Source organism: Cupriavidus sp. WKF15 (assembly GCF_029278605.1).
GTDB lineage: Bacteria > Pseudomonadota > Gammaproteobacteria > Burkholderiales > Burkholderiaceae > Cupriavidus.
The window spans coordinates 2,571,341-2,598,248 of the sequence record NZ_CP119573.1 but is presented as its reverse complement, the minus strand read 5'-3'; the positions used below and the strand labels follow the sequence as shown (position 1 = coordinate 2,598,248).

Below are 26,908 nucleotides of genomic sequence, written 5' to 3'. Positions count from 1 at the left end.
GCGGCAAGGGCGGCTGTGGGAAGAACCGGCCGGCGAAGGGTTTGCCCGGCCCCGCAATGCACTACGATCAGGTGCCCGATCCGCGCGCGGCGTCCGGCGAGAAGAGTGCCTCGCTGAATTCCGGGTTGCTGTTGAGCTTTGCCATCGGGCCCTCGTTGGTCAGGCGGTCGGCCAGGTAGGCGCCGGAGATCAGGTCGTGGTAGAACGCGGTGGCGGCAGAGAAGCGGCGCGCATCATAGGCGTAGACCAGGGCCTGGAGATTGGTGCGCCACAACTGGCCGCGGCCATCGTAGTTGTCGGCGGCCAGCGACTGCCAGGTGTCCTCATCGAGATACAGCACACGCTTCGCATACTGGTGGCGGAAGCCCGACTTCAGCGTTGCCTCCAGGATCCATACGCGATGCAGCTCGTAGCGCATGACGTCCGGGTTGGCGTGGCCATTGGTCAGCAGGTCCTTGTACTTGACCGAAGTGCTCATCAGCTTGTAGCTGTTGTACGGGATGTAGATCTCCTTCTTGCCGACGATCTTCCAGTTGTAGCGCTCGCCCGAGCCGTTGAACAGGCGGTCGTCGTCCACCGTGCGGAAGCCGCCCGGGCCCTGGGGCTGGTCGAAGCCGTACTCCGGCGCCTGGCGTACGCGGCGGGTGCCCGGGTTATAGATCCACGTGCGGTTGGTGTCCGAGCCTTCCTGGTCCCAGACGGCATAGCCCACGATCACCTGGCCGCGGTCACGCAAGGGCAGGTCGGTGGCGGTGCGGAAGAAGGTGCGCTCGTTGAGGGGGTTCTTGGGGTCGAACTTGCCGTTGTTGCGCGGCGAAAAGATGCTGTAGGAGACGCGGCCCCAGGCGATCGATCCGTTCGGATAGACCACGGCCTGGTCGTACTGCGCCTTCTCGGTGCCAATGGCCGCGGAAAAGCGCTGGTTCCACAGCAGTTCCATGGCCGTCTTCGGGATCGGGTAGGGCACCTGGGGGCCCGCATCCTTCAGGCCATTGGCATCTCTCGTCATGCTGACGGTGGTGGCGTAGGTGCGGATGTCCTTGTAGGCGGCGTCCTCATAGCGGAAGTCGCGATGGCTGGGGTACACCGGCATCTTGAAGGTGTCGGGGTACTTCTTGAACAGCGCCTTCTCGCCTTCGCTGAGCCGTTCGGCATACTGCGCCATGTTCTGCGCGGTAATGACGAATAGCGGCTTCTCGTCGGCATACGGGTCCGGATAGCGGTCGCCACGCTGGTACTTGACGTGGGGAGGGGTGCCCTGCCACTTGCCGGTCCAGGCGGGGACATCGCCGTCCTTGCTGGCGGCACGCTCCGCGCCCATGGGCGTGAGGTTGCCGTCAAGCTGCTTGAGTTCTTCCGGGGTGACCGTTGCCCACGCTGCCGCGGCCAGTGCCATGCTGGTGACCAGCACGCTGCCGCGCAGCAGCCGATGTGTAGTGGATGTCATTGAAGTCTCGCTCCTTGTAAGGGGAATTGCCGGCGACGCCTGCGCCGGAACGGAAGTCGCCCGCATCGTCCGGCAGGGGCAGGGCCGATGTGCCCGGGTCGCTGCGCTGTTTGCCGGGATGGACCAGCCACGCGTTGGCGTGTGTCGGTGCTGACAGCGTAGAGATGGCGCGTCGCGGGGGAATCGTTGGAATGGACTAGTGGATTTCCCTAGCAGCCCGGAGGCTGCATGGGTGTCTCGGCTGGGGCCGCGAGAGGAAGCGGCTGCGAGGGCATTACACAGACCCTGGGGCTATGAGGTTCTTCTACAGAATGAGGGAATGGGGTAGGGGTGGGGTTGTCGTGCTTGGCGGGCGCTGCTGTTTCGCCGGCGTAGCCGGCGAGTCACTTTTTGTCCGAGCGACAAAAAGTAACCAAAAAGCGCGTTGACTTGCCCTAGCGGGCGAATATTGATCGTAGTGTGCTGCGGGTGTTGTACGGGTATGGGCTTCAGAGTGTGCCTGGCTGCCTGCCGCGTGGTGCGCGTCCGCCGGTAGGCTTTCAAGGGACCTATCCGGAAATTTGTGTACGAGGCATATCATGAGAGGTAATGACCATGGATATGCCGATGAAGAAGAAACGTACGGTGGCGTCTCAGGCAGCGGCCCGCTGCCTGCCTTGCCTGACGGCTTGCTTGATGAGTTGGTTAAAGGGCCGATGACGCCCGGCGAGGTCCAGGATCTGATGCTGGCGTTCAACAAGGCCATCATCGAGCGGGCGATGAGCGCCGAGATGAGCATGCATTTGGGCTACAAGCCAGGCGAGCCCAAGCCGGCCGAGCAGTCCAATGCGCGTAACGGTCTGAGCGGCAAGACCGTGATCACCGACCGCGGCCCGGTGCGGGTCGAACTGCCACGCGACCGCGATGGCAGTTTCGATCCGGTTCTGATCCCGAAGCACGAACGGCGCTTTACCGGCTTCGATGAGCGCATTATCGCCATGTACGCGCGCGGCATGAGCGTGCGCGAGATCCAGGCGTTTCTGGCCGAGAGCTACGGCACCGAAGTCTCCCCGGACTTCATCAGCTCGGTCACCGACGAGGTCATGGCCGAGACCATCGCCTGGCAGAACCGTCCGCTTGAGGCCATGTACCCGGTCGTGTTCTTCGACGCGTTGCGGGTCAAGATCCGCAGTGACGGCATCGTCAGCAATAAGGCCGTGTATTTGGCATTGGGAATCCAGGCAGATGGCCAGCGCGACGTGCTGGGCCTGTGGGTCGAGCAGACCGAAGGCGCCAAGTTCTGGCTCAAGGTCTTCAATGAACTCAAGAACCGAGGCTGCCAGGACATCCTGATCGCAGTGGTCGACGGCCTCAAGGGGTTGACGGAGGCCGTTGCCACGGCCTATCCCCGCACGACGGTGCAGACCTGCATTGTGCATTTGATCCGCAACAGCCTGGAATACGCCAACTATAAGGACCGCAAGGTGCTGGCACAGGCGCTGCGTCCGATCTACAGCGCGGCCAGCGAACAAGAGGCCGGGCAGGCGCTGCAGGACTTCGCCGACGGCCCGTGGGGAGCCAAGTACCCGATGATCGTGCAGTCGTGGCGACGCGCCTGGGAGCACGTCATACCGTTCTTCGTGTTCCCGCCCGACATCCGGCGTGTGATCTACACCACGAATGCCATTGAGAGCTTGAACATGCAGTTGCGCAAGATCATCAAGACCCGGGGCCACTTCCCTTCGGATGAAGCTGCGATCAAGTTGCTGTGGCTGGCGCTGCGCAACGTGCTGACCAAGTCCGTTCGCACGACCTATGACTGGAAGTCCGCCATGAATCAGTTTGCTATTCTGTATGGCGAGCGATTTACTGCCGCTCGAAGCTGACAGAATTCAAAACCGCCTCGCACACAAAAATACGGACAGGCCCCTTTCAAGCAATGATTGAACGAGCCCCGAAACTGTCCGTGGTCCCTCCTGCTACCGACATCGTGTAATCGCCTTCGGCAGCGCTACGCGCAGAGCCCTAGTCTGAGTACCTAGGCCGCAGGCAAACCGCGCCGCAGCGAAGCAGAGAAACCGAACCGTCGGCACTGGCGACGATGATGCCCGTCGCAAACCGACTAGGACGCGCGCGCAGCGCAGCCGAAGGCGTCCGACCACTGGCGCTATTGGAACGCTGTACCCGAGCCCTACATGGGGATCGTACACAAGCCGGTTATCGGAGGCACAGGTTCTGAATCACTATGCGTAGCAGGCTCGAACGGGCAACCACGTTTCGCGAGACCAAAGCCCCTTGAACACAAGAAGCGTATCGTTGATGGCCAGCCGCCAGGCGACGCGCTTCTTGCCTACTTCTTGTCGCTCGGACAAGAAGTAGGTCGCCGGCTACGCCGGCGAAACAGCGGCGCCTGCCAAGCACCAACCCTTCCCCATTAATCCCAAAAAAACAATGCCCCCGAAAGGGGGCTCAAGGAGGTGGGAGCTAGTCGCTTTGGCTATCCCAGGCCAGTTGGCATCTCGCCTCACTATAGATAGCGTGTGTGTCGTCGCGAAATTTATGAACCATCCGTGAATGTATCCCGCTTGTCGATGACTCGGCCACCCTCGGTGAATACATCCCTCTTGTCAGTGATGGCCCTGCCCCCATCCGTATACGGGTCGCGCGGGCCCATCACGCTGGAGCCATCGGTGTAAACGTCCGGTTTCGCGGTGCCTGCCGCATAAGCCGCACCAGCGGCGAGCGCAGAACTTGTCAAAGCAAGCAATAAAGCGGTTCTTAGCATTCTTCCACCTCCTAGTAGGCGATTAGAACGTCCCTCCTCTCGCGTAAAAACTTGTTTCAATATAGTTTGTGCGTCGCAACTATGGACGGCGCCTTTATACAGTTTTCTTGAGTCAGATATGACGTTGAATAATATCCCCGTGTAATGGGTACGATGCGTGAACTATGGAATGGCAGCCGGGACTTGCACCCCGGCATTCTCATCCACGGTGCATTCGTAGACATTGGGGTTGCCGCTTTCGCCATTCCACCAGCGATGCTCTGCGCATTGGCGACGCAGGCAAGGCGCGCCTGATCGCCGGAATGCAGCGCTGGTGTCATCGTCGACGTCAGGGCCGCTTCGGCGTATCGCCAATGGCAAAGCTCGACAGATGCTCGATCGCCTTGACCAGCCCTGAATGATCCCAGCCCGCGCCGCCCTGTGCCACGCACACGTTGAACAGTTGCTGGGTCGATGCCGTATTGGGCAGGCCCAGCCCAAGCTGCTTCGCCGTGGACAGCGCCAGGTTCAGGTCCTTCTGGTGCAGTTCGATGCGGAAGCCCGGATCGAACGTGCGCTGGATCATCCGTTCGCCATGGACTTCCAGGATCTTCGAGCTGGCAAAGCCGCCCATCAGTGCCTGGCGCACGCGCGCCGGATCGGCGCCGGCCTTGGCGGCCAGCACCAGTGCCTCGCTGACGGCCTCGATCGTCAGGGCCACGATGACCTGGTTGGCCACCTTGGCCACCTGGCCATCGCCCGCCTTGCCCACCAGCGTGATGTTCTTGCCCATCAGCTGCAGCAAAGGCAGCACCTTGTCGAAGGCGTCCTTGTTGCCGCCGGCCATGATCGAGAGCGTGGCTGCCTTGGCGCCGACTTCTCCGCCTGACACCGGCGCATCGACATAGTCGCACCCCAGCTTCCCGATCTTCGCGGCGAACTCGCGGGTCTCGATCGGCGAGATCGAGCTCATGTCCACCACGATCTTGCCCTGGCTCAGACCCTCCGCGACGCCGTCCTTGTCGAACAGCACGCGCGCCACGTCGGGCGTGTCGGGCAGCATCAGGAAAATGACTTCGGCCTGCCGGGCCACCTCGGCGGCACTGGCACATGGCTGCATGCCCTGGTCGAGCAGCGCCTGCGGCACGCCGCTGCGCGTGTGCGCGTAGACGGTATGGCCGCCCGCCTGCAGATGTTCCGCCATGGGCTTGCCCATGACGCCCAGTCCGATAAATCCGAGCTTGCTCATGTTTTCATCCGGTTGAGTTGGCTTCAGGACGCAAAGCGCGCGCGCAGCGCGCGTGCCGCATCGCGCAACCGGCCGCGAGCGCGGAAAGCGGAGCGGCTGCGCCTTTCAGGCAGAATTGCGGGTGCTGAATCAGAAATGCACGATAAGCTGCGCAGCCCTACGCGTCAAACCGGACCATTGCAGACATTGTCTGCCGGACTCCCCCAGACATTCGCCCGACCGGACCTTGCCATGACTTCCACACCTGCCCAGGCCGCCCGCACCGGCGGCCGCGTTCTTGTCGACCAGCTCCGCATCCACGGCACGGAGCGCATCTTCTGCGTGCCGGGCGAGAGCTTTCTCGACGTCCTGGATGCGCTGCACGACCAGCCCGCCATTGACCTCGTCGTTTGCAAGCACGAGGGCGCTGCCGCGAACATGGCCGAGGCCGATGGCAAGCTCACGGGCCGCCCCGGCATCTGCTTCGTGACACGCGGGCCGGGCGCGACGCATGGCAGCATCGGCGTGCATATCGCCCAGCAGGACTCCACGCCGATGATCCTGTTCGTGGGCCAGATCGCACGCGAGCACAAGGGCAGGGAGGCGTTTCAGGAAGTGGACTATGCCGCCGTGTTCGGCTCGATGGCCAAGTGGGCGGCAGAGATCGACGATCCCGCGCGGATTCCGGAGATGGTGGCGCGTGCGTTCCAGGTCGCCACGTCGGGCCGGCCCGGCCCCGTGGTGCTGGCACTGCCCGAAGACGTGCTCGATGGCCTGGTGGAGTGCGCCGATGCCGCGCCTTACCGGCCGGTTGCCGCCGCACCGCGCGCCGAGGATGTGCAGGCACTTGCCGCGGCCTTGCGCGCCGCGCAGCGTCCGCTGGTCATCGCGGGCGGGGCCAACTGGACCGGGCAGGCCGCGCGCGATTTCGCCGCGTTCGTCAAGGCGTGGGATTTGCCCGTGGCCTGCGCGTTCCGTCGCCAGGACGTGATCGACAACCGCGATCTGCACTACGTGGGCCACCTGAGCCTGGGCGTCAATCCGAAGCTGGCGGAGCGCGTGAAGACGGCGGACCTGATCGTGGCGTTCGGCACGCGGCTCGGCGATATCGCGACCGACGGCTACACGCTGCTGCAGGCCCCGCTGCCCGCGCAGAAGCTGGTGCATATCCATGCGGACAGTGCGGAACTGGGGCGCGTGTATCAGGCCGCGCTGCCGATCCACGCGGGCGTGGCGGCCGGTGCCGCGATGCTCGCGTCGCTGCCCGCGCCGCCCGCCGCGCCGTGGACGGAGTGGACCGCCGGCGCGCGTGCCGACCATGAGGCCTTTGTCATGCCACCGAAGCCCCATGCCGAACTGGCGGGCGTGGACATGGCGGCAGCCATGTCGCACCTGAGCCAGGTCTTGCCCGAGGATGCCGTCGTGACCAACGGCGCCGGCAATTATGCGGTCTGGCTGCACCGCTTCTTTGCCTACAAGCGGCCCCGCACGCAACTGGCGCCGACTTGTGGCGCGATGGGCTATGGCCTGCCAGCGGCCATCGCGGCCAAGCTGCGCCATCCCGGACAGACCGTGGTCTGTCTTGCCGGGGATGGCTGCTTCCTGATGTACCCGCAGGAAATCGCCACGGCCGCCGCGCATGGCGTGAACCTGATCGTGATCGTGGTGAACAACGGCATGTACGGCACGATCCGGATGCACCAGGAGCGTCGCTATCCGGGCCGCCAGAGCGGCACGACCCTGCTCAACCCGGATTTCGTAGCGATGGCAAAGTCTTGCGGTGCCTGGGCCGAGCGGGTGGAGCGGACCGGGGACTTTGCCGCGGCGTTCGAGCGTGCGCGGCAGGCGGGCAAGCCGGCCGTGCTGGAATTGCTGACGGACCCGCTGCAGATCACGCCGGCGATGCGGGTCAGCGATTTGCCGAAGTAATCAGGCAGACGGAGTCGGGCGGGCCTTGTATAGGCCTCGATATACGCATGGATGGAGTTGCGTGGTACACCCGCGGCCGCACAGGCCGACCGCACCTGAGTCCTCTGCAGGCGACAGCGCCACGTCTGTCGCACTGCACTGATTTTGCAAAGAATGCCGGCGAAATTTGTCGGACGGCATCCGATACCGGGCAGAAAGCGGAGCGCAGAGACTGGCAGCATAAACATCAAGGAGACTGCCATGCCGAACATTCATGTTGTCCCCGCATCGGATGGGTGGACCGTCGAGCACGCCGGCGGCAGGGACCGCAAGTTCTATCCAACCCAGGAAGAAGCGATCGCTGCCGGCACCCAAAAGGCCAGGCAGGAGAAGGTCGAACTGTTGATCCACGGCCGCGACGGGCAGATCCGCGAGCGGAACTCCTTCGGTCACGACCCGCGCGACGTCAAGGGGTGATGCCGCGCCAGGCGCCCTTACCTGCGCCGCCACGGCTCGCGTCTATGCTGTCCACATGGCGCGCAACTCCCTTGAACGATACCGCGAGAAACGTGATTTTGGCATCACGGCCGAACCACCGGCGCGCGCGCGCGCCCGTCGCGGCAAGGCGCCGCTGCGCTTTGTCGTACAAAAGCACTGGGCCAGGCGCCTGCACTACGATTTCCGCCTGGAACTCGACGGCGTTCTGCTGAGCTGGGCTGTTCCCAAGGGACCGAGCTTCGACCCGTCCGAGAAGCGCATCGCCATCCACGTCGAAGATCATCCCGTCGATTACGCCGGCTTCGAGGGCGTCATCCCGCCGAAACAGTACGGAGCCGGTTCCGTCATTGTCTGGGACAACGGCACGTGGGAGCCCGTGGGCGATGCGCATGCCGGCATGGCGCAGGGCAAGCTCGAATTCGCTTTGCACGGGCAGAAGCTGGCGGGCCGCTGGGAACTGGTGCGAATCGCGAAGCCCGGAGAGCCCGACGACCAGTGGATGCTTTTCAAGAAGCGCGACCGGTGGGCGAGGCCACATGCTGAATACGATGTCATCACGGCCTTGCCGGACAGCGTCGTCGCCCATCCGCTTGGCCCGCTCGAAGGCCGCGAGGACAGCAGCGGTACGGGGTCCCGTCAGGGCGCAGACCTGTCGGCCGCGGTGCCAGGCACGGCGCCGGCGCGCCTGGTTCCGCAACTTGCCACGCCGACGGCGAAGCTGCCGGCCGGCAACGGCTGGATCATCGAGACGAAGTTCGACGGCTACCGGCTGCTGGCCCGGATATCGGATGCCAGGGTTCGCCTGATCACCCGCAACGGCCATGACTGGACGCGCAAGCTCGCCAGCCTCGCCAGGGAAGTCGAGAAGCTCGATATCTCGGAGGGCTGGCTCGACGGCGAGATTGTCGTCCTGCGCGATGGCTTGCCTGACTTCAACGCCCTGCAGAATGCGATCGACGGTGGCCACAACGAGCGGATCCTCTACTTTGTCTTCGATATCCCGTACTGGGAGGGGAAGGATCTCCGGCGCGTGCCGTTGCTGGAACGGCGTGCCCATCTTGCGCGGCTGGTCGACGCTCGATCCGAGCGCGTGCGTTTCAGCGAGAGTTTTGACGCGCCCGCGGCGCAGGTCTTCCAGGCTGCTGCCGAACTGGGCCTGGAAGGCCTGATGCTCAAGCGGGACGACTCCCCTTATACCTCCTCACGGAATACCGACTGGCTCAAGGCCAAATGCAGGTTGCGCCAGGAGTTCGTCATCTGCGGCTTTGCCGACCGGGAAGGCGCGCCCGGCGAGATCGGCAGCCTGCTGCTCGCGGTGAACGAAGACGGGAAGCTGCGTGACGTGGGCAGCGTCGGCACGGGCTGGGACAGCAAGACCGCCGCCGCGCTGCGGACCAGGCTGGCGAAGCTGACGGTCGATGCCGCGCCGTTCCCGGTTTCGCCCACGGGCCGCAGCAGGTGGGGGCCGACGCGCACCAGCGCGCCGCACTGGGTCAAGCCGTCTCTCGTGGCCGAAGTCGAGTTCGCCGACTGGACGCCCGCTGGCCAGATACGCCAGGCATCGTTCAAGTCCTTGCGCAGTGAAACGCCCGCGAGCGACGTTCGCCGCGAGGCGGTGCGGGTCGATCCGGGCGCAGTTGGCGTTACCGTGAAGGTCACCAACCCGGAGCGGGTGATCGACGCGACCACCGGCATCACCAAGCTCGACCTCGTGCGCTACTACGAAAGTGTGGCGGACTGGATGCTGCCGCATCTTGCCGCACGGCCGGTGGCGCTGCTGCGCGCACCGGATGGCATCGCGGGCGAGGTCTTTTTCCAGAAGCACGCCGAGACCACGAAGCTGCCCGGGTTGCGCGAGCATCCGGCAGCGCTGTGGCCAGGGCATGGCCGATTGCTGACGGTGGATTCGGCCGAGGCGCTGCTCGCGGCCGCTCAGTTGAACGTGGTCGAGTTCCACACATGGAATTCAACGGTGGCCGATATCGGCCACCCGGATCGCGTGATCTTTGACCTCGACCCCGGCGAGGGCGTGTCGTGGCGGCACGTGCAGGAGGCGGCATTGCTGATGCAGACGCTGCTGGGCGAACTCGGCCTGGCGGCCTGGCTCAAGACGAGCGGCGGGAAAGGGCTGCACGTTGTCGTACCGCTCGTGCCGGAGCTCGATTACGACACGGTGAAGGACTTCTCGCGCGCGGCAGTCCTGCACCTGGCCAGGACCATCCCCCAACGCTTCGTGTCCAGGGCGGGAGCGGGCAACCGCAAGGGGAAGGTGTTTGTCGACTACCTGCGCAACGGCGTGGGCCAAACCACAGCGGCCGCTTTCTCCGCGCGGGCACGACCGGGCATGGGGGTATCGATGCCGCTATCATGGGACCAGCTGCCTCAACTCAGGAGCGCGGACCAATGGAGTGTACGAAACGCCCGGGAATACCTGAGTTTCCGGACGCATGACCCGTGGAGTGACTTCTGGTCTACGGCACAAAGCCTCAAGGGCGCCATCGAGCATCTGGGCTGATGGAGCCGGTTCTTCTTACCATCGTGACGTGGAGATAGCATTATGGCTGCGCGATCACTTGCTTCGCTTTCCCTTTCATTCGGCCTCGTGTCGATACCGGTCAAGCTGTACACGGCGACCGATTCGGAGTCCGCGGTGCGGTTCAATCTGCTCAGCAAGGATGGCTCCCGGCTCAAGCAGCAGTACGTGTCCGAGCAGACGCGCGAGGTGGTGCCGCGGGAAGAAATGGTGAAGGGCTACGAATTCGAGAAGGACCAGTTCGTGATCTTCAGCCCGGACGAACTCAAGGCGCTCGAGGAAGGTGCGAGCCACATCGTGGAGATCGTCGCATTCGTGCCCGAGAAGGGGGTTGACCCGATCTACTACGACAAGACCTATTACATCGCCCCGGACAAGCGCGGCGGCAAGCCCTACAGCCTGCTGCGTGCCGCGATGGAAAAGACCGGGCGGTGCGCGATCGCGAAATGGGCCTCCAAGGGCAAGTCCCACATGGTCCAGATCCGTCCGATCGAGGGCGGGCTCGTCTTTCAGCAACTGCTGTTCGCGGACGAGGTTCGATCCATCGCCGACCTGCATGTCGAGGACGCGGCCGTGTCCGACGCCGAGCTGAAGCTTGCCATCCAGCTGATCGAACAGGCATCCGAGGATCATTACGATGCCAGCCAGTATCGCGACGAAGAGAAGCAGCGGGTGCTGGCGGCGATCGATGCGAAGATCGCCGGCAAGCAGATCGTCTCGCCGGAGCCGGTCGAGGTCTCGCCGTCCGGCCAGGTCATCGATCTGGTGGAGGCTTTGAAGAAGAGCCTGTCGGCAGGCAAGCGCACAGGTGCGGCCACGACCAAAGCCGCCGCCGCGAAATCCGCAGCCGCGGAGTCGCCCGCACCACGCAAGAGTGCAAAGCGCACTGCGGCCACTGTGGCGGCGATGCCAAAGCGCGCGGCGAAGAAGGCATGAGCGCGCAGTCGTACACGCTGCAAGCCGTGCTGGCGCTGGTGGGAATCTCGCGTTCCGTGGTGAACGCCATGCTGGCGGCCCGCATCGTGATTCCCGCCCGCGGGGCGGGCAACCGGTACCTCTTTTCCTTCCAGGACCTCCTGCTGTTTCGTACCGCGCATTCCTTGCGCGCCGCGAACGTTCCGACCGCCCACGTGATTCGATCCCTGAAGCGGCTCGAAGCGCTCGGCAACGGGAGGCCGCTGACCGGCATTCGGGTGACTGCGCTGGGCGGCGCAGTGGCCGTCAAGGACGAGCACGGTCACTGGCACGTCGAGACAGGCCAACGGATCATGGATTTCGACGCGCCGGGGAGTCCGGCACCCGTGGTAACACTGAACCCTGCTTTCGCATCGGCCACCACGCTTGATGGCCATGCGCTGCTCGAGATCGCCCGGGAGCTTGAGCACGATGATCCCGACGAAGCCGAGCGGGCCTACAGGAAGGCGATCGCCGCCGATCCGGCGCTGGTCGATGCCTATGTCAACCTGGGATGCATGCTGTGTGACCGGTCATGCTTTGCGGACGCGATCGGACTGTATCGGGATGCGTTGGCGAACGGCGTCGACTCTCCGCTGGTCCACTTCAATCTCGCCGTGGCACTGGAAGACAGTGGCGCCATCGAAGCGGCGCTGGCCGAATACCATGCGTGTATCCAGCTGGCTCCCGACTTTGCGGATGCGCATTACAACGCTGCCCGGCTGCACGAGACGATGGGGGACGACCGGCGGGCCATCCGGCACTATCAACAGTATCGAAGGCTTGAGGGCGGCTAGAACGTTGAATTCATCCGCGACGGCAAGGCCGTTCCTCGAAGCCCTTTCTGGGAATGCGTCCTGCGGCGCCCCGCTGGGAGATCAATCCAGCCAAGGATTCGCCAGAAGGATGCCCACACCTTCGAAGTCTTTGCTGTTGCGTGTGGCCAGCGTGGCGGCGTGGTGTCGGCAGATGGCTGCAATTTGTGCGGCGGCCATGCTGATCGGGCGGCCCGCGCGGTCGCGCTGGGAGGCGAGCGCGGCATAGTGCACGGCAGAGTCCTCGTCGAACGGCAAGACCCGGTCGGCGAATTCCTCATCGAGCATCTGCAAGGCGGCTTCCTGCAGCCCGGCTTTACGGTGCCCGTCCGGCAAGCGCGCGATCCCACAGAACAGCTCCGCGACGGTCACGGCGGTGATGGCAAACGTGGCTTGTTCCTGCCGGTCCAGCCAACCGACCACGGAGGGGTCCGCCTGGGCTCGCATCAGTTCCGATAGGACATTGGTGTCGAGGATGATCATTCCGGTAAATCCGCTGACCGCGGTGGCTCGCCGCGCGGCGGCAGTTCCAACCCTGGATCGGCCAGCGTGGCGAAGCGCTGGTGCACGCGACTGCCCAGTCCGCCACGGCTTGGGCGCTGGCTGAGCGCGCGTCGCAAGATCTCTCGAACCTCCTCTTCCATGGAATGGCCGTGTTGCGCGGCTTCGATCCGGAGTCGTGCTTTCAACTCTTCGTCCACATTTCGAATGGTCAGCGTTCCCATGATGGCTCCTGCTTGCATTGAAAGCAATGCTAGCAGATTTCGACCTCCGGGAGCAGAAGCGCCAGCGCGCCTGTGGCCGAGAGGATGCTTTTATACGAGACGGTTCTGGGTTTGGAGCGGCATCCCGGCCCTGGTAAGTCACCAGAAAAAAAACCTTGCGGATAAGAGCATATGCACCTATCTTGCATGTAAGAGCATATGCTCTTATCTCACCGAGGATTACAGCCATGAAAGACACATCCATTCTCATCAGCGGCGCAACCGGCCGTACCGGCGGTGCCGCCATCGATGAACTGTTGCAGATGGGCCAGCGCGTCCGCGCATATGTGCGCTCGGATGACGAACGCGCAGCGGCGCTGCGGGCACGCGGTGTCGACATCGCCATCGGCGATTTCACCGATATCGACCAGATTCGTGCCGCTATGGAAGGCGTCAGCGCCGCATACTTCCTGCACCCTATCGCGCCGGGAATTCTCGGGGCCGCGGCCTATTTCGCGCAGGCCGCGAAGGAGGCCGGCGTCGGTGCAATCGTCAACATGTCGCAGATATCTGCGCGGCGAGAATCGACCAGCCATGCGGCACAGGACCACTGGGTGTCCGAGCGGGTGTTCGACTGGTCCGGTGTGCCGACGACGCATCTGCGCCCGACCTTCTTCGCGGATTGGCTCGTCTACCCGCATTTCGCGAAGGAGATCTGGGCCAAAAAGAAGATCGAGTTTCCTTTCGAGGACGGACGCCACGCCCCGATCAGCACGGACGACCAGGGCAGGGTCATTGCTCACCTGCTGGCAAAACCCGAAGGCCATGGGGGCAAGATATACACGCTGCACGGCCCAGTGGAAATGAACCACACGGAGATCGCTGCAGCGATGAGCGAGGTGCTCGGCGCCAAGATCGAATATGCTCCGACTTCGATCGAGGCGTTCAAGCAGAAGATGGAGCAGCTATACAAGTTCCCTCCCTTCCTGGTGCAGCACCTCGTCGAAGTCGCCCAGCACTATCGGGAGGGCGTCTTCCAGGGGACTAACGATGTTATCGAGAAGATCACGGGCACACCGGCGCTGTCAGTGCCTGCCTTCATCGAGAAGTACCGAAGCGCATTTGCCTGAAATGCGACGAACTGAGCCAGTTGACAACGTTAAGGAGAAGTGGAGATGCGGGCGGAAAGCCAACCCATCGGTGTGGATCAATGCAACTGCTTCACGGTGAGGAAGGCTGCCCGCCAGATCTCGCGTCTTTACGACGCGTATCTCCAACCTTCCGGCCTTCGCATCACGCAATTCCTGATCCTGGCAACGTTGAACGAGGGCGAATCCGCCTCGGTCAATGCCCTGGCTGAGCGACTCGACATCGAGCGCACCGCCATGGGAAAGATGATTGGATTTTTGGAGCGCGATGGCTACGTAAAGGTACGCCCCTCTCCTGAGGACGGTCGTATTCGCATCGTCGAGCTTACCCCGGACGGAAGGAAGCTATTCGAACGGGCAGCGCCGCTCTGGCAAGAAGCGCAGCGTCAATTCAGCGTCATGAACGGAGCGACAAATGTGGAGGTGTTGCGTCGCAGTCTTTCGGAGATGAAGGTCAGCGTTGGGCCCTCATCTCCCGTGGAATAGTCACTGTTCTGGTGGGGCACCCTGAGTCGCTGAACATTTTTCGAGGTAAGAAAAAGTCGAACCATTTTGTGATTAAGCCAAGTCCTGGCGGATAAGGGTACACGTGCGTTGAAGCAAACGCTCTTGTCCGATGTTCCAGCGTACATTGCTCCCGAGGGCTCGAGACGAAGAACTCATAAACTGAATTCGACGGGATTGGCGCGATGTGCCGGTCGCCCGACCCGGGGTCTCCGAAGTTGAGTCCGGTCCGCGCGGCCGGCATTGATGCGGGCACAGGCGCCGCCATTGTCGCTCAGTCAGTTCCGCTTTGACGCGGTCTCCGATTCGAATGCCTTCAGCCCGTGTGATACGCCAGGGCGCCGTGCGACTGCCTCATACCACTGCATAAGTGCCGGGTGATCTGCCCACTGAATATTGCTGCTGAAAGCCTTGGTGATCGTGAATGCAGCGATGTCGGCAAGCGAAAACATATCGCCAGCCATGAACGCTGTCGACTCCAGGAATCGCTCCGCCTCGATGAGGGAGGCTCTTGCCAGATCATTGATGAGCGAGGCCTGTGCATTCGCGCCGAGTTGTTCGAGCCGGAACGCGCCGTGGCTGACCGCGATAACGTCAGTCACAAAATAGAAAAAACGCTCATAGACTCTTGCGCGTGCCACCGGATCGGCGGGCATGAGCGTGTTCTTGGAACGCTCCGCCGCAAACAGCATGATGGCGTTTGACTGCGTCAGCACGAAGGTTCCGCCGTCCCGGTACTCGACAAGTACCGGAACCTTGCCGAAGGCATTCAGGACACGATGTTGCTCGCTGCGCTGTTCGCCTGCAGCCAGATTGACCCGCTTGACTGCATACGGAATGCCCGCCTCGTCAAGAGCAATCGCGGCACGGATGCAGTTGCCTGTCAACGCTCCATACAGTTCGATTGAACCTTGCATGCGCTCTGCCTCATTGTTATCCATACGACCGTCCTGAGCGGGCTTTTGCCTTCCGCGCGCGCCATCCGCGACCATGGCCACAGGCCAACGCGTCTCCGTTCATGATGGCAGAAAACAAGGTGTCAATAGCATTGATGCCAACTCCGACCTGCCGTACCTTGGATTGCGAAGCGGCCCAGCTGGGCCGGCTCAACATCAAGGAAGACCGACATGGCTTACTCCCAAAGCGGCCATCCAATATGCGGAGAAGATCGGGACGGAAAAGCTTTGGCTGGCCGCTGCCTGATCGCACCAAACCTGCCAGACAAGTGTTTGCCTGGCCCAGAAACTGGCGAGGACATATGAGCAAACCCGTCACTATCGGCGGAACTACCGAGAATAGTTAACCGCACCGTAACAATCGTGCGACGCCGGTTGATTGATGCATGTGAGCGCGACTCCTAGAGTTGTCTGCAAATGGCCGGCCCCCCTTGAGGTACGGCGCCTAAAGCATCACATGAAGCATCACATGGAGACAACATGATCATCTACGGAACCGCGTTACTGGCGATCTGCCATCTGGTGGGCCTGAACCTTGGCGACCTGCTGGGCGCCGCCATCGGCGTCAAATCCAACGTCGGCGGGGTGGGCATCGCCATGCTGCTGCTGATCTTCCTGCGGCTCTACCTGCATGACCGGGGCCTGATGCCGAAGGAGACCGAGGCCGGTGTGGGCTTCTGGGGCGCGATGTATATCCCCGTGGTGGTGGCGATGGCGGCCCAGCAGAATGTGGTGGCAGCGCTGCGCGGCGGTCCGGTGGCATTGCTGGCGGCCGTCCTGGCGGTGGCGGCCAGCGCCTGCCTGATTGCGCTGCTCAGCCGTACCGGCGACCACGAGCCCCTGCCGCCGCTGCAGGCCAATGCCGTGTCGGAATAAGACGGAGACCGCCATGACTATCGCTGCTCCGGCCACGATGTTCGACAATGTCCTGCTCCACAACGGCCTGGTGACGGCGTTCGCCGCCGTCGGCATTGTGATGTGGGTGTCCTCCCAGATCTCGAAACGGCTCACGAAGGGGCGCCTGCACGCCTCGGCCATCGCCATCATGATCGGCCTGGCGCTGGCGTATTACGGCGGCGTGGTGACCGGCAAGGAAAAAGGGCTCGCCGATTTCGCGCTGTTCTCGGGCATCGGCCTGATGGGCGGTGCCATGCTGCGCGACTTTGCCATTGTGGCCACGGCCTTCGAGGTGCAGGTGCGCGAGGCACGCAAGGCAGGCATGGTGGGTGCCGTGTCGCTGCTCCTGGGCACCCTGGTGCCGTTTATCGTCGGCGCGCTGGTGGCGCGGGCGTTCGGCTACAGCGACGCCATCAGCATGACGACCATCGGTGCCGGCGCGGTGACCTATATCGTTGGCCCCGTAACCGGCGCGGCGCTGGGCGCCAGCTCCGACGTGATTGCGCTGTCGATAGCCACGGGCCTGATCAAGGCCATCATCGTGATGGTCGGCACGCCGTTCGCCGCCGGCTTCCTGGGCCTGAACAACCCGCGCGCCGCGATGGTGTTCGGCGGGCTTGCCGGTACGGTCAGCGGTGTGTCGGCAGGTCTGGCCGCCACCGACCGCCGGCTGGTGCCTTATGGCGCGCTGGTGGCCACGTTCCACACGGGGCTGGGTTGCCTGCTCGGGCCGTCGGTGCTGTACCTGGCCACCAAGGCGATGGTGGGCGGCTGATCAGCCGGGTGCGCGGCGGCCGGTCAGCGTCCGCATGCATCCATTGCGCGACGAATCATGAGCCTTTCACATACCCAGATCCGCCTGGCGTCCCTGCTGGGCAGCGGTTATCAATTGACGATAAGACGGTCGCCTGTCGACGCGCAGCCAGTGTCCGTTGAGGTGGTTCAGCCAGCATCACAGGAGGTGGCAGGGCAGGTACCGTGGCGGTACATCCAGGAGCTGCTTCGCGCGAGAAAGGTTGTATTGGATACGGGCGATGCGATGACAGCGACAGCAGTTGTGGCGCCCTGAGGGGCATACCGCTCGGCGCGATGTGCCCCAGGATCACCGGGCAACTCTGAGGGCATAAACGATGAGGTGACGCGTAAGGCAACACATGGTTTATGCCCTCGCAATCACCCGTTGCTTTTCCCACATACGTACATTTACGTAATGCTGCAACGCGACAAATCCTTTGCTACAATCAGGGAAAACCCCATAAGGGTAATCCCTGTAAGGAAGGACGTCATGAACACCCAATCCGATATCAAGCTGACCGACCAACTGGAACGCGACCTGATCGAGCGCGAACTGGGCTACCGTGGCCTGGGCATTTCGAACGACGTGAAGCGCGCTATTGCCTTCGTGCAATCCGTGCTGACCCGTCTGCAGTCGCAAGCCCGCAAGGCCAAGGTTAGCTACGCCAACGGTTGAGCTGACACGCTCCCTGAACGTGCAGGTCTCCTGAGGGGACCAAAAGAAGCCGGCGAACGCTGCCCTTGCGGGTGCACAAAGCCGGCTTTTCCATTGCTGGGTCTGCCGAGCGCGCGTAGCGCTGCCGTCACTTGTGAGCGCAATTCACAAGTCTTGCCAGACCTTTTCGTTTTGAGCCGGCATGGCGCAGGGCTATCTTTGAAGCCTTTCGCAGTCCTCTGCTTGCCATGCCGCCGCTCGTCCCATTCTGCCTGCTGATCACCTATGTGGTCTGGGGCACGACCTACCTGGCTATCCGCTTCACGCTGGAGAGCTTCCCGCCGTTGCTGATGACGGCTTCGCGCTTCCTGTGCGCGGGCCTGTTGCTGACCGCCTGGCTGGCCTGGCGGCGCACGCCCATGCCCACGCGGCGCCAACTGCGCAACTGTGCCGTGCCGGCGGTGTTCCTGCTGGTGGGCGGCATGGGGTTGACCGCCATCGCCGAGCAAACCATCTCTTCCGGCGCGACCACGGTCATGATTGGATCGATGCCGATCTTCGGCCTGTTCTGGAGCGCCTGCTTCGGCACGCGGCCGCGCTGGTATGAGGGGCTGGCGATCGCCATTGGCAGCGTCGGCATCCTGGTCCTGACCGGAGGGGCCGAGTTTCGCGTGAGTACCACGGGCGTGGTCGCACTGCTGCTCGCGGTGGCCAGCTGGTCGTTCGGCTCTCAGCTGACCCGCCGGCTGGAGCTGCCGGACGGCGCCGCCGCATTCGCGGCGGAGATGCTGATCGGCGGGGTAATCCTGATGGGTCTGTCGGCGTTGCGGCAGGAGCCCTGGCCGGCAGCGGCCAGCGCGCAGGCCTGGTGGGCCTGGGGCTACCTGGTGGTGATGGGTTCCCTGGTGGCGTTTTCCGCCTACATGTACCTGGTTGCGAACGTGAGCCAGACGCTGGCGACCAGCTATGTCTACGTCAACCCGCCGGTGGCGCTGGCCGTCGGCGCCTGGCTGGGCGGGGAACGCATCGCCCCGCAGACTCTGGGGGCAATCGTGCTGATCCTTACGGCGCTGACTGTGCTGGGCATTGGCAGCCTGCGCACCGCTCGCGCCGAAGCGGCGGCCTGAGCCGCGCGGTCCCGGTCAGGTCGACGACTGTTCTTCGATCCAGAGCGACAGGCGTACCTTGTAGGCCTGCTGGATATGGCGGCGCGTGATCTGCTCGGCGAGAGTCGGATCGCGTTTTTCCAGGGCTTCGACCAGTGCCAGGTGTTCTTCGTAAGAGATGCGGGCCCGGCCCGGTACCGCAAGCGTGGTACGGCCGAGCAGCGCCATCGACTCATGCAGCGAACGCAGCGTCTTGAGCAGGTAGCGGTTGTGCGCGCAGCGATGGAGGGTTTCGTGGAACAGCCGGTTGTTGGCGGCCAGGCGGTCGGGGTCGTCGGCCATGGCCAGGTCGCGCTCGACGATATCGCGCAGCAGCGAGATCTCGACGTCCGTGGCGTGGCGGGCGGCCAGCGCGGCCGCGGTGCCTTCCAGCACTTCACGCATGACATAGAGCTCGCTGACCATGCTGGCATCGAGCTGCGTGACCATCATGCCGCGGTTGGGCTCGTTGACGACCAGTCCTTCGGATTCCAGCCGCGACAGCGCTTCACGGACCGGCGTGCGCGACAGCCCCAGCGATTCGGCCAGTTCCACTTCCCGCAGGCGCGTACCCGGGGAAAGCTGGCCCGCCTGGATGGCCGCACGCAACTGCTGGTAGGCGCGCTCGGAACGTGGCAGTGACGAAGCCTGCCCGGCATCGGCGCCGCCGGAAAATTCGGTGGAGATCATGTGAAGCTGGCTCGTTGACCCATGTAAGCGGTCATCATACCCGCTCGCAGGCCGCTGACATCACTGCGACGCAATAGTGTGCACCGCGACCGAGGACTTGCCTGTCGCTGCTAGTGGGCCGGCCTTGTGGCGACAGGCCGGTCACGCGCCGTAGCCCGTTGGCGACTGGAACGGGTGGTACTGGTAGAGCCAGGTTTCCGACAGCGGCTTGCCGCCGAGCCGAAGGAACAGCCGCAGGTCGACGGGTTCCTTGCCGTCGGTGGTCAGGTCGAACTGCGCGCGCCAGTGGCCCGGCACGCCATTGGGCACCGCTTCGGTGAAGACATAGGAGAACTTGCCGCGCGATGCGCTCAGCACCGCTTCGGGTTTGACGCCGAATGGCAGCTTTTCCAGTGGGGCGCCCCTGAACTCCACCATGAACTTGCGCACGCCCTGCGGGCGCGGCTGTCCCGGCTGGCCGCCGTTGCCCATGCGCGTGGCCACGCAGCGCGCCAGCGGGCTCGGGAAGGGTTCGTCGGCAAGCCAGTGCAGGCGATAGCGCAGGCGGTACGTGTTGCCGGCGCGCGCCGGTGCCTTGGGCACCCACATGGCCACGATGTTGTCGTGGATCTCGTCGTCGGTGCGCAGCTCGACCAGCTGTACGGCACCCGCGCCCCAGCCGTCGCGCGGCTCGACCCACAGGCTGGGCCGGCGCTCGTAATTGACGCCGTCCTGATAGTGGTCGAACTGGCGGTCGCGCTGCAGCAGGCCGAAGCCGCGCGGGTTGTCGTCGGCGAAGGCCGATGCCAGGGTCCGCGGCGGGTTGTTGAGCGGGCGCCAGATGTGCTCGCCGGCGCCGTTCCAGATGGCCAGGCCGTCGGAATCGTGGACTTCGGGGCGCCAGTCCACCGCGGTGCCCTTCATGGTCTCGGAGAACCAGTACATCGAGGTGAGCGGCGCCAGGCCCAGCCGTGCCACGTCCTTGCGCAGGAACAGCGCGCATTCCACGTCCATCACCACGGCTTTGCCACGCTGCATGACGAACTTGTAGGCGCCCGTGATGCTGGGGCCGTCCAGCAGCGCATAGACGGTGACTGTGTCGCCCTTGCCCTCGGGCGTCTCGAAGTAGAAGTGGGTGAAATTCGGGAATTCTTCGGCCTTGCCGGCCTCGGCCACGTCGATGGCGATGCCGCGCGCGGACAGGCCGTACTGGTATAGCTCGCCGATTGCGCGGAAGTATGAGGCGCCCAGGAAGGCGACCCAATCGTTCTTTTTCCAGTCACGCACCTTCTGGTCGCCAAGGCGGCTCTCCTGGAAGCGGAAGCCCGCGAAGCCGCTGCCGCGCGGCAGCTTGTGCGCGGGGCTGTCGGCGGGCATGTCGAAGTAGCTTTCTTCGTAGACGATCTCGCGCGCATTGCTCTTGCCATCCCGGCCGCGGTCGATCACATGCATGCGCACCGGCGTGCGGAAGTAGGTGCCCAGGTGGAAGAACGTCACCGGGAACTGTCCCGGACCCTCGGCGAACAACGCGTTGTCGGGGCGGAAGCGGATCTTGCCGTGGGCGTCGTAGTCGATGCGGTCGAGTATCTCGGGCGGGGGCGCCGGCGGCGCTGCAAAGGGTTTGCCGGCCAGGGCGCGGGCCTGGTCGATGAGGGCGTCGAAGCTGAACGGGTGTGCGTCGCCCAGCTTGATCCCGCTGGCGGCCAACGCAGAAGGAGTGATGCCCAGTGCGGCCAGGGCAGCAGAGGCGGTGGCGGAAACCAGCAGGGTGCGGCGGTTCATCATGTGGCGTCAGCGTCCTTTTTCTCGTCTTAGGTCAGTGCAGAACTGTAAGAGACGCCACGGCCGGGCGAAAGTTCGGACACCGACTGTTACAGCAGGCGGCGATCCGGTCACTCGGCGGCGCGGGCACGGCGCTGCGCCCGCCGCTTCCGCGAGATCATGTTCAGCCCCTCCACCGCGGCCGAGAACGCCATCGCCGTATAGATATAGCCCTTGGGCACATGGGAGCCGAGGCCTTCGGCGACCAGCGTCATGCCGATCATCATCAGGAAGGCCAGCGCCAGCATCACGATGGTGGGGTTGCGATTGATGAAGTTGGCAAGCGGTGTGGCGGCGAACAGCATCGCCGTGACGGCGGCGATCACCGCGATGAACATGATCTCGACGTGTTCGGTCATGCCCACGGCGGTGATGATGCTGTCGATCGAGAACACCAGGTCCAGCACCAGGATCTGGCCGATGGCACTCGCGAAGCTCTGGGTCGCGCTGGCCATGCCGCTGTCCTCTCCCTCGGGCTCGCCCGAGACATGGTGGTGGATCTCGCGTGTGGCCTTCCAGACCAGGAACGCGCCGCCGGCGATCAGAATCAAGCCGCGCCAGGAGATGCCGCGCCCGAGCACGGTAAAGAGCGGTTCGGTCAGCGTGACGATGACGGCAATGGTGGCCAGGAGCGCTAGCCGCAGGATCAGGGCCAGGCCGATGCCTACGCGCCGCGCCTTCTCGCGCATGGCTTCCGGCAGCTTGTTGGTGAGGATGGAAATGAAGATCAGGTTGTCGATGCCAAGCACGATCTCCATGGCGACCAGCGTGGCCAGCGCGGCCCAGGCGACGGGATCCTGCAGCAAAGCGAGGGACGATTCCATGTCAGCTCCGGTCAGGGGGAGGGCCGGTGCCGCAGGCCCGCAAGCGCAGTGTTGCCGACATGGTAGCAAGCGCTTTTGACCGGTGGAAATCACGAACGCAAAGATTAGGGTTGTCGTCCGCCTTGATGGAATATAGTATGTGATATATCAGAAAATGCTATCGAGCCATCAAGGAGACAGGCAATGAAAGTGTGCATCTATGGGGCAGGCGCCATCGGCGGCTATGTCGGTGCCCAACTGGCGCGAGCGGGAGCAGAGGTCAGCTTCGTGGCGCGCGGCCCGCACCTGGCCGCCATGCAGGCCAACGGCGTCCGGCTGCTGATCGACGGCGAGGAGCGCGTCGCCAAGGTCAATTGCACCAGCGACCCGCGTGAACTCGGGCCGCAGGACTATGTGTTTGTCACCCTCAAGGCGCATTCGGTGCCCGGCGTGGTGGACCTGATGCAGCCGCTGCTGGGTCCGCAGACTGCGGTGGTCACGGGCGTCAACGGCATACCGTACTGGTACTTCTATAAGCATGGCGGCAAGCTGGCTGGCTCGACGCTGGAAAGCGTGGACCCGGGCGGCCGGCAATGGCGCGGTTTCGGGCCGGAGCGCGCGATCGGCTGCGTGGTCTATCCCGCTGCAGAAATCATCGAGCCCGGCGTGATCAAGCACGTGTACGGCAAGAAGTTTCCGCTGGGCGAACCTGACGGCAGCCATTCCGAGCGCGTGACGCGGCTCAGCGAGATGATGATGGCCGCCGACCTCGATGCGCCGGTGCGCGACAACATCCGCGACGAGATCTGGCTCAAGCTGTGGGGCAACCTGTGCTTCAACCCGATCAGCGCGCTGACGCATGCGACGCTGGACGTGATCACCGCCAACCCGGCCACGCGTGCGCTGTCGCGCCAGATGATGCTGGAGGCCCAGAGCATCGCCGAGTCCTTCGGCGTGAAGTTCCGCGTCGACGTCGAACGGCGCATCAATGGCGCGGGCGCGGTGGGGGCCCACAAGACATCGATGCTGCAGGACCTGGAAGCGGGCCGCGCGATGGAAATCGACCCGCTGCTCACCGTGGTGCAGGAAATGGGCCGGCTTGTCGGCCAACCCACGCCAATGTGCGACGCGGTGCTGGGCCTGATCAAGCAGCGCGACGAAATGGCCCGCCTGGCAGCCTGATCCGGAAGGCCTTTACCAGCCGCCCGGTCCCTGGCCCCGCATGGGAGCGGCCGGCGCTTTCCGCTGCAAAGCTGGCGGGGAAAGTCGCGTTTTCGTGGCTTCGCCATCCGGAATGGATAGCCATTGTGATATACCATATACGACAGACCGGGCACCGGGCGGACGCCGCCATCACGCTCCCATCGGGGTTTGATGCGATTCGGGAATGACTCCAGGCGATTTTGCTAAGCTGTGCAGGAATGCGGCGGGCAGCCATCGTGGCCGCTGCGCCACCGGTCTCACACGAGCTTATTCATGTCTGCGCAAAGCCAACCTATCGTCCAGTCTCCTGGACTGACCCTGTCCGTGCAACCGATCAACGCCGGTGCGAGCCTGCGCGACCAGGCCTACGCCATGCTGCGCCAGGCCATTGCCGACGCGGATATCTACCAGTCGCGCGACGAGATCCGGCTCGATGAGCGCGTGCTGAGCGAAGCCATGGGCGTGAGCCGCACGCCGATCCGAGAAGCCATGACGCTGCTGGAGCAGGAGGGCTTCCTGCGTACCGTGCCGCGGCGCGGCATCTACATCATGCGCAAGACCAAGCGCGAGATCGTGGAGATGATCCAGATGTGGGCGGCACTGGAAAGCATGGCGGCGCGCCTCGCCACGCTGCATGCCACCGATGCCGAGATCGCCCAGTTGCGGCGCATGTTCGACAGCTTCCGCGATTCGACACCGGCCGAGCACATCGAGGAATACTCGGACGCCAATATCGTGTTCCACCAGGCGATCGTGCAGCTGTCGAAGTCGCAGATCATCATGGACACGATCCGCAATATCTTTATCCACGTGCGGGCGATCCGGAAGATGACCATCTCCCAGAGCGACCGGGCGGCGCGCTCGATCGTCGACCACCTGCGCATCATCGAGGCGTTGGAAAAGCGCGACACCGAGTTGGCCGAGCGGCTGGTGCGGCAGCACTCGCTGGACCTGGCCGACTACGTCGAGAAGCACTGCGATTTCCTCGACTGAACTGCCGCAAGAGGGCAGTAGCTACCAGTGAGAACGGCGGACCTTGTCCGCCGTTCTTGTTTTGGGCTCCGCTCGAGCGTCTCGCATTTTGGTATGTGATATATCAGCGAGGGGAGTGCAAAATCATCCACATGATTTGCTCTTTCGCCACTTTGCTACCGCCTTGCTCCCCGTTGGCTTAAGCCAGACAAGGCTTAGCGCTGGGACGACGTCATCACTGCCGACGTCGGCTTTGCTGCATTGCAACGACGAAAGTTCGCAGCCGAGCAGGAAAATAGCTTGCCGTCTTCTGATATATCACATACCGTATGTCATCAGAGCGGTCGAGATGACCCGCACAGGTTAAACAAAAGCAGAGGAGACATTGCGATGGAAAGAAAAGCGCTGGATGGCATCCGTGTCCTGGACATGACGCACGTTCAGGCAGGCCCTTCCGCCACGCAGCTGATGGCATGGATGGGCGCCGACGTGATCAAGGTGGAAATGCCGGGGCGCGGTGACATCACCCGCAGCCAGCTGCGCGACGTGCCCAACGCCGACAGCCTGTACTTCACCATGCTCAACAGCAACAAGCGCAGCCTGACGCTGAACATGAAGACGCCCGAAGGCAAGGCGCTGCTCGAAGACCTGGTCCAGCGCAGCGACGTGCTGATCGAGAACTTCGGCCCTGGCGTGCTCGCGCGTGCGGGCTTCGACTGGGACCGCCTGCAGGACCTGAACCCGCGCCTGATCTATGCGTCGATCAAGGGCTTCGGCCCGGGTCCGTACCAGGACTGCAAGGCGTATGAAAACGTGGCCCAGTGCATGGGCGGCTCCGCCTCCACCACCGGCGATGCCGCTGGCGTACCGACCGTGACCGGCGCGCAGATCGGCGACTCGGGCACCGGCGTGCACTGCGTGGTCGGCATCCTGGCCGCGCTGCTGCAGCGCGAGCATTCGGGGCGCGGCCAGCGCGTCGAAGTCGCCATGCAGGACGCCGTGCTGAACCTGTGCCGCGTGAAGCTGCGCGACCAGCAGCGGCTCGATGCCGGCCCGCTGCGCGAGTACCCCAACGAGCAGTTCGACGACCACGTGCCGCGCGCGGGCAATGCATCGGGCGGCGGCCAGCCGGGTGCCGCGCTGCGCTGCTCGCCCGGCGGCCCCAACGACTACGTCTACGTCATCATCCAGCCGCAGGGCTGGGAGCCGCTGATGCGCCTGTGCGGCCGCGAGGACCTGATCACCGATCCGGAGTTCGCCACGCCCGAGGTGCGCCTGAAGAAGCTGGCGCAATGCTTCGGCATCATCGAGCAATGGACTATGGGTCGCACCAAGTTCGAGGTGATGAACGCGCTCAACGAAGTCGATGTGCCGTGCGGTCCGATCCTGTCGATGAAGGACCTGATCGAGGACAAGTCGATGTACGAGCGCGGCTACCTCGTGGAGCTGGACCACCCGACGCGCGGCAAGTACGTGCAGCTGGGTTCGCCGATCGCGCTGTCCGATTCGCCGGTGAAGGTGGAGCGCGCCCCGCTGCTGGGCGAGCACACCGAGGAAATCCTGGAGTGGCTGGGCCGCACGCCGGCGCAGATTGCTGCGATGAAGCTGGCCGGCGCCGTCTGAGCGCCGGCAGCCCCTCCCTCTGTCTCTCACACTGAGCGGGCGCGCCTGGCGCGTGCCCGCCGGAGGAGTATTTGCTGTGCAATCCTGGATTCGTTTTCGCCGTGCCGACGGCAGTATCGGTCATGGCCGCACCGAAGGCGACGGTAGCGACCGCGTCATTGAATACGATGGCCCCGGCTATGTCGACCCTCGACCCACTGGCGCCGCTTACAAGCTGGACGAACTGCACCTGCTTGCCCCGTGCGAGCCTGGCAAGGTCGTGGCGCTGTGGAACAACTTCCACGCGCTGGCGCGCAAGCTGGAAAAGCCCGTGCCGACCCACCCGCTGTTCCTGATCAAGCCGGCCACTTCGCTGGCGGGCCCCGGCGATGCCGTGGAGCGGCCGCGCAGCTATGACGGCAAGATCGTCTACGAGGGCGAGCTTGGCATCGTGATCGGCAAGAAGGCGCGCAATGTGTCGGTGGCCGAAGCGGCGTCGCACATCTTCGGCTACACCGTCGTCAATGACGTGACCGCCGCCGAGCTGATCGCCGCCGACCCCAATTTCCCGCAGTGGACTCGCGCGAAGGGCTTCGACACTTTCGGCTGCGTGGGCCCGGCCATCGTCCCCGGCTTCAACTGGCGCGCAGCCAGCGTGAAGACGCGGCTCGACGGCGTGGAGCGGCAGAACTACCCGCTCTCGGACATGATCTTCACGCCCGAAGAACAGGTCAGCCGCATCTCGCAGGACCTGACGCTGATGCCGGGCGATGTGATCGCCGTCGGCACTTCGCTGGGCGTGGGCTCGATGAAGGATGGCGCGGTGGTGGAGGTGAGCATCGAAGGCATCGGCTCGCTGGTGAACCACGTGCGCGGGTAAAGATCCGCCCAACAATCAAAGGGAAAGC

23 protein-coding genes and 1 pseudogene are annotated in these 26,908 nt (G+C 63.9%); 16 read left to right on the top strand and 8 right to left on the bottom strand.

All coding sequences use genetic code 11. The features are described 5' to 3' along the window. Window positions 1–67: 67 nt before the first annotated feature. Complete coding sequence (locus CupriaWKF_RS29270) at window positions 68–1,447, bottom strand: DUF1329 domain-containing protein (protein WP_276101911.1); 1,380 nt, start codon at window positions 1,445–1,447, stop codon at window positions 68–70. Between the two features lie 606 nt (window positions 1,448–2,053). Between CupriaWKF_RS29270 and CupriaWKF_RS29265 the strand changes: the two are divergent. Beyond that, window positions 2,054–3,312 (top strand): annotated as a pseudogene (locus tag CupriaWKF_RS29265) (IS256 family transposase). Between the two features lie 1,227 nt (window positions 3,313–4,539). On the opposite strand, the gene CupriaWKF_RS29260 reads toward CupriaWKF_RS29265, so the two are convergent. Further along, the gene (locus CupriaWKF_RS29260; RefSeq protein ID WP_276101910.1) at window positions 4,540–5,439 is read right to left on the bottom strand and encodes a 2-hydroxy-3-oxopropionate reductase; all 900 of its coding nucleotides are present in this window, start codon (window positions 5,437–5,439) and stop codon (window positions 4,540–4,542) included. Between the two features lie 231 nt (window positions 5,440–5,670). On the opposite strand from CupriaWKF_RS29260, the gene CupriaWKF_RS29255 reads away from it, so the two are divergent. The 5 genes from CupriaWKF_RS29255 (at window position 5,671) to CupriaWKF_RS29235 (ending at window position 12,108) form a co-directional block, all read left to right on the top strand. Continuing rightward, window positions 5,671–7,347: a thiamine pyrophosphate-binding protein gene (locus tag CupriaWKF_RS29255; protein WP_276101909.1), complete on the top strand. Its 1,677-nt coding sequence runs from the start codon at window positions 5,671–5,673 to the stop codon at window positions 7,345–7,347. 240 nt (window positions 7,348–7,587) lie between these two features. Beyond that, entirely contained in the window at window positions 7,588–7,803 is a 216-nt protein-coding gene (locus CupriaWKF_RS29250; RefSeq protein WP_276101908.1) for a DUF2188 domain-containing protein, read from the top strand. Window positions 7,804–7,858: 55 nt separating this feature from the next. Continuing rightward, complete coding sequence (gene ligD, locus CupriaWKF_RS29245) at window positions 7,859–10,339, top strand: DNA ligase D (RefSeq protein ID WP_276101907.1); 2,481 nt, start codon at window positions 7,859–7,861, stop codon at window positions 10,337–10,339. A gap of 42 nt (window positions 10,340–10,381) precedes the next feature. Beyond that, entirely contained in the window at window positions 10,382–11,293 is a 912-nt protein-coding gene (locus tag CupriaWKF_RS29240; protein ID WP_276101906.1) for a Ku protein, read from the top strand. Beyond that, window positions 11,290–12,108 (top strand): tetratricopeptide repeat protein, encoded by an 819-nt coding sequence (locus tag CupriaWKF_RS29235; RefSeq protein WP_276101905.1) that lies wholly within the window; start codon window positions 11,290–11,292, stop codon window positions 12,106–12,108. Before CupriaWKF_RS29240 ends, CupriaWKF_RS29235 begins: the two co-directional genes overlap by 4 nt. An 81-nt stretch (window positions 12,109–12,189) precedes the next feature. Here CupriaWKF_RS29235 and CupriaWKF_RS29230 read toward each other — a convergent pair whose 3' ends face one another. Together CupriaWKF_RS29230 and CupriaWKF_RS29225 are read right to left on the bottom strand one after the other, a co-directional pair. Beyond that, window positions 12,190–12,609, bottom strand: coding sequence for a type II toxin-antitoxin system VapC family toxin (locus CupriaWKF_RS29230; protein ID WP_276101904.1), 420 nt, complete (start codon window positions 12,607–12,609; stop codon window positions 12,190–12,192). Continuing rightward, window positions 12,606–12,851, bottom strand: coding sequence for a plasmid stabilization protein (locus CupriaWKF_RS29225; protein ID WP_276101903.1), 246 nt, complete (start codon window positions 12,849–12,851; stop codon window positions 12,606–12,608). The genes CupriaWKF_RS29230 and CupriaWKF_RS29225 overlap by 4 nt, the downstream gene beginning before the upstream one ends. 227 nt (window positions 12,852–13,078) lie before the next feature. Between CupriaWKF_RS29225 and CupriaWKF_RS29220 the strand changes: the two genes are divergently transcribed. Together CupriaWKF_RS29220 and CupriaWKF_RS29215 are read left to right on the top strand one after the other, a co-directional pair. Continuing rightward, complete coding sequence (locus tag CupriaWKF_RS29220) at window positions 13,079–13,960, top strand: NmrA family NAD(P)-binding protein (RefSeq protein WP_276101902.1); 882 nt, start codon at window positions 13,079–13,081, stop codon at window positions 13,958–13,960. A 45-nt stretch (window positions 13,961–14,005) separates the two neighbouring features. Beyond that, window positions 14,006–14,464 (top strand): MarR family winged helix-turn-helix transcriptional regulator, encoded by a 459-nt coding sequence (locus tag CupriaWKF_RS29215; RefSeq protein ID WP_276101901.1) that lies wholly within the window; start codon window positions 14,006–14,008, stop codon window positions 14,462–14,464. Window positions 14,465–14,760: 296 nt separating this feature from the next. Here CupriaWKF_RS29215 and CupriaWKF_RS29210 read toward each other — a convergent pair whose 3' ends face one another. Next, window positions 14,761–15,423 (bottom strand): glutathione S-transferase family protein, encoded by a 663-nt coding sequence (locus CupriaWKF_RS29210; RefSeq protein ID WP_276101900.1) that lies wholly within the window; start codon window positions 15,421–15,423, stop codon window positions 14,761–14,763. 495 nt (window positions 15,424–15,918) lie between these two features. Between CupriaWKF_RS29210 and madL the strand changes: the two genes are divergently transcribed. From madL to yedA, 4 genes are all read left to right on the top strand, one after another. Beyond that, window positions 15,919–16,314 carry a malonate transporter subunit MadL gene (gene madL, locus CupriaWKF_RS29205; RefSeq protein ID WP_276101899.1) on the top strand — a complete coding sequence of 132 codons (396 nt, stop codon included), beginning with the start codon at window positions 15,919–15,921 and terminating at the stop codon, window positions 16,312–16,314. Between the two features lie 13 nt (window positions 16,315–16,327). Then, window positions 16,328–17,110 carry a malonate transporter subunit MadM gene (gene madM / locus CupriaWKF_RS29200; RefSeq protein WP_276101898.1) on the top strand — a complete coding sequence of 261 codons (783 nt, stop codon included), beginning with the start codon at window positions 16,328–16,330 and terminating at the stop codon, window positions 17,108–17,110. Between the two features lie 510 nt (window positions 17,111–17,620). Continuing rightward, complete coding sequence (locus CupriaWKF_RS29195) at window positions 17,621–17,806, top strand: hypothetical protein (RefSeq protein ID WP_276101897.1); 186 nt, start codon at window positions 17,621–17,623, stop codon at window positions 17,804–17,806. Window positions 17,807–18,033: 227 nt separating this feature from the next. After that, window positions 18,034–18,912, top strand: coding sequence for a drug/metabolite exporter YedA (yedA, locus tag CupriaWKF_RS29190; protein WP_276101896.1), 879 nt, complete (start codon window positions 18,034–18,036; stop codon window positions 18,910–18,912). A 15-nt stretch (window positions 18,913–18,927) separates the two neighbouring features. On the opposite strand, the gene CupriaWKF_RS29185 is transcribed toward yedA, so the two are convergent. The 3 genes from CupriaWKF_RS29185 to CupriaWKF_RS29175 form a co-directional block, all read right to left on the bottom strand. Next, window positions 18,928–19,620 (bottom strand): GntR family transcriptional regulator, encoded by a 693-nt coding sequence (locus CupriaWKF_RS29185; protein WP_276101895.1) that lies wholly within the window; start codon window positions 19,618–19,620, stop codon window positions 18,928–18,930. A gap of 141 nt (window positions 19,621–19,761) precedes the next feature. Further along, window positions 19,762–21,384, bottom strand: coding sequence for a glucan biosynthesis protein D (locus tag CupriaWKF_RS29180; RefSeq protein WP_276101894.1), 1,623 nt, complete (start codon window positions 21,382–21,384; stop codon window positions 19,762–19,764). A 107-nt stretch (window positions 21,385–21,491) separates the two neighbouring features. After that, window positions 21,492–22,244, bottom strand: a complete 753-nt coding sequence (locus tag CupriaWKF_RS29175; RefSeq protein ID WP_276101893.1) for a TerC family protein — start codon at window positions 22,242–22,244, stop codon at window positions 21,492–21,494. Window positions 22,245–22,427: 183 nt separating this feature from the next. Here CupriaWKF_RS29175 and CupriaWKF_RS29170 point away from each other — a divergent pair, with 183 nt between their 5' ends. The 4 genes from CupriaWKF_RS29170 to CupriaWKF_RS29155 all read left to right on the top strand — a co-directional run bounded on the left by CupriaWKF_RS29170 (window position 22,428) and on the right by CupriaWKF_RS29155 (window position 26,880). Further along, on the top strand, window positions 22,428–23,405 hold the full coding sequence (locus CupriaWKF_RS29170; protein ID WP_276101892.1) for a 2-dehydropantoate 2-reductase: 978 nt from the start codon (window positions 22,428–22,430) through the stop codon (window positions 23,403–23,405). Between the two features lie 294 nt (window positions 23,406–23,699). Then, on the top strand, window positions 23,700–24,419 hold the full coding sequence (locus CupriaWKF_RS29165) for a GntR family transcriptional regulator (protein WP_276101891.1): 720 nt from the start codon (window positions 23,700–23,702) through the stop codon (window positions 24,417–24,419). A 369-nt stretch (window positions 24,420–24,788) separates the two neighbouring features. Continuing rightward, window positions 24,789–26,021, top strand: a complete 1,233-nt coding sequence (gene frc / locus CupriaWKF_RS29160) for a formyl-CoA transferase (RefSeq protein ID WP_276101890.1) — start codon at window positions 24,789–24,791, stop codon at window positions 26,019–26,021. A gap of 76 nt (window positions 26,022–26,097) precedes the next feature. After that, window positions 26,098–26,880 (top strand): fumarylacetoacetate hydrolase family protein, encoded by a 783-nt coding sequence (locus CupriaWKF_RS29155; RefSeq protein ID WP_276101889.1) that lies wholly within the window; start codon window positions 26,098–26,100, stop codon window positions 26,878–26,880. Window positions 26,881–26,908: the final 28 nt, after the last annotated feature.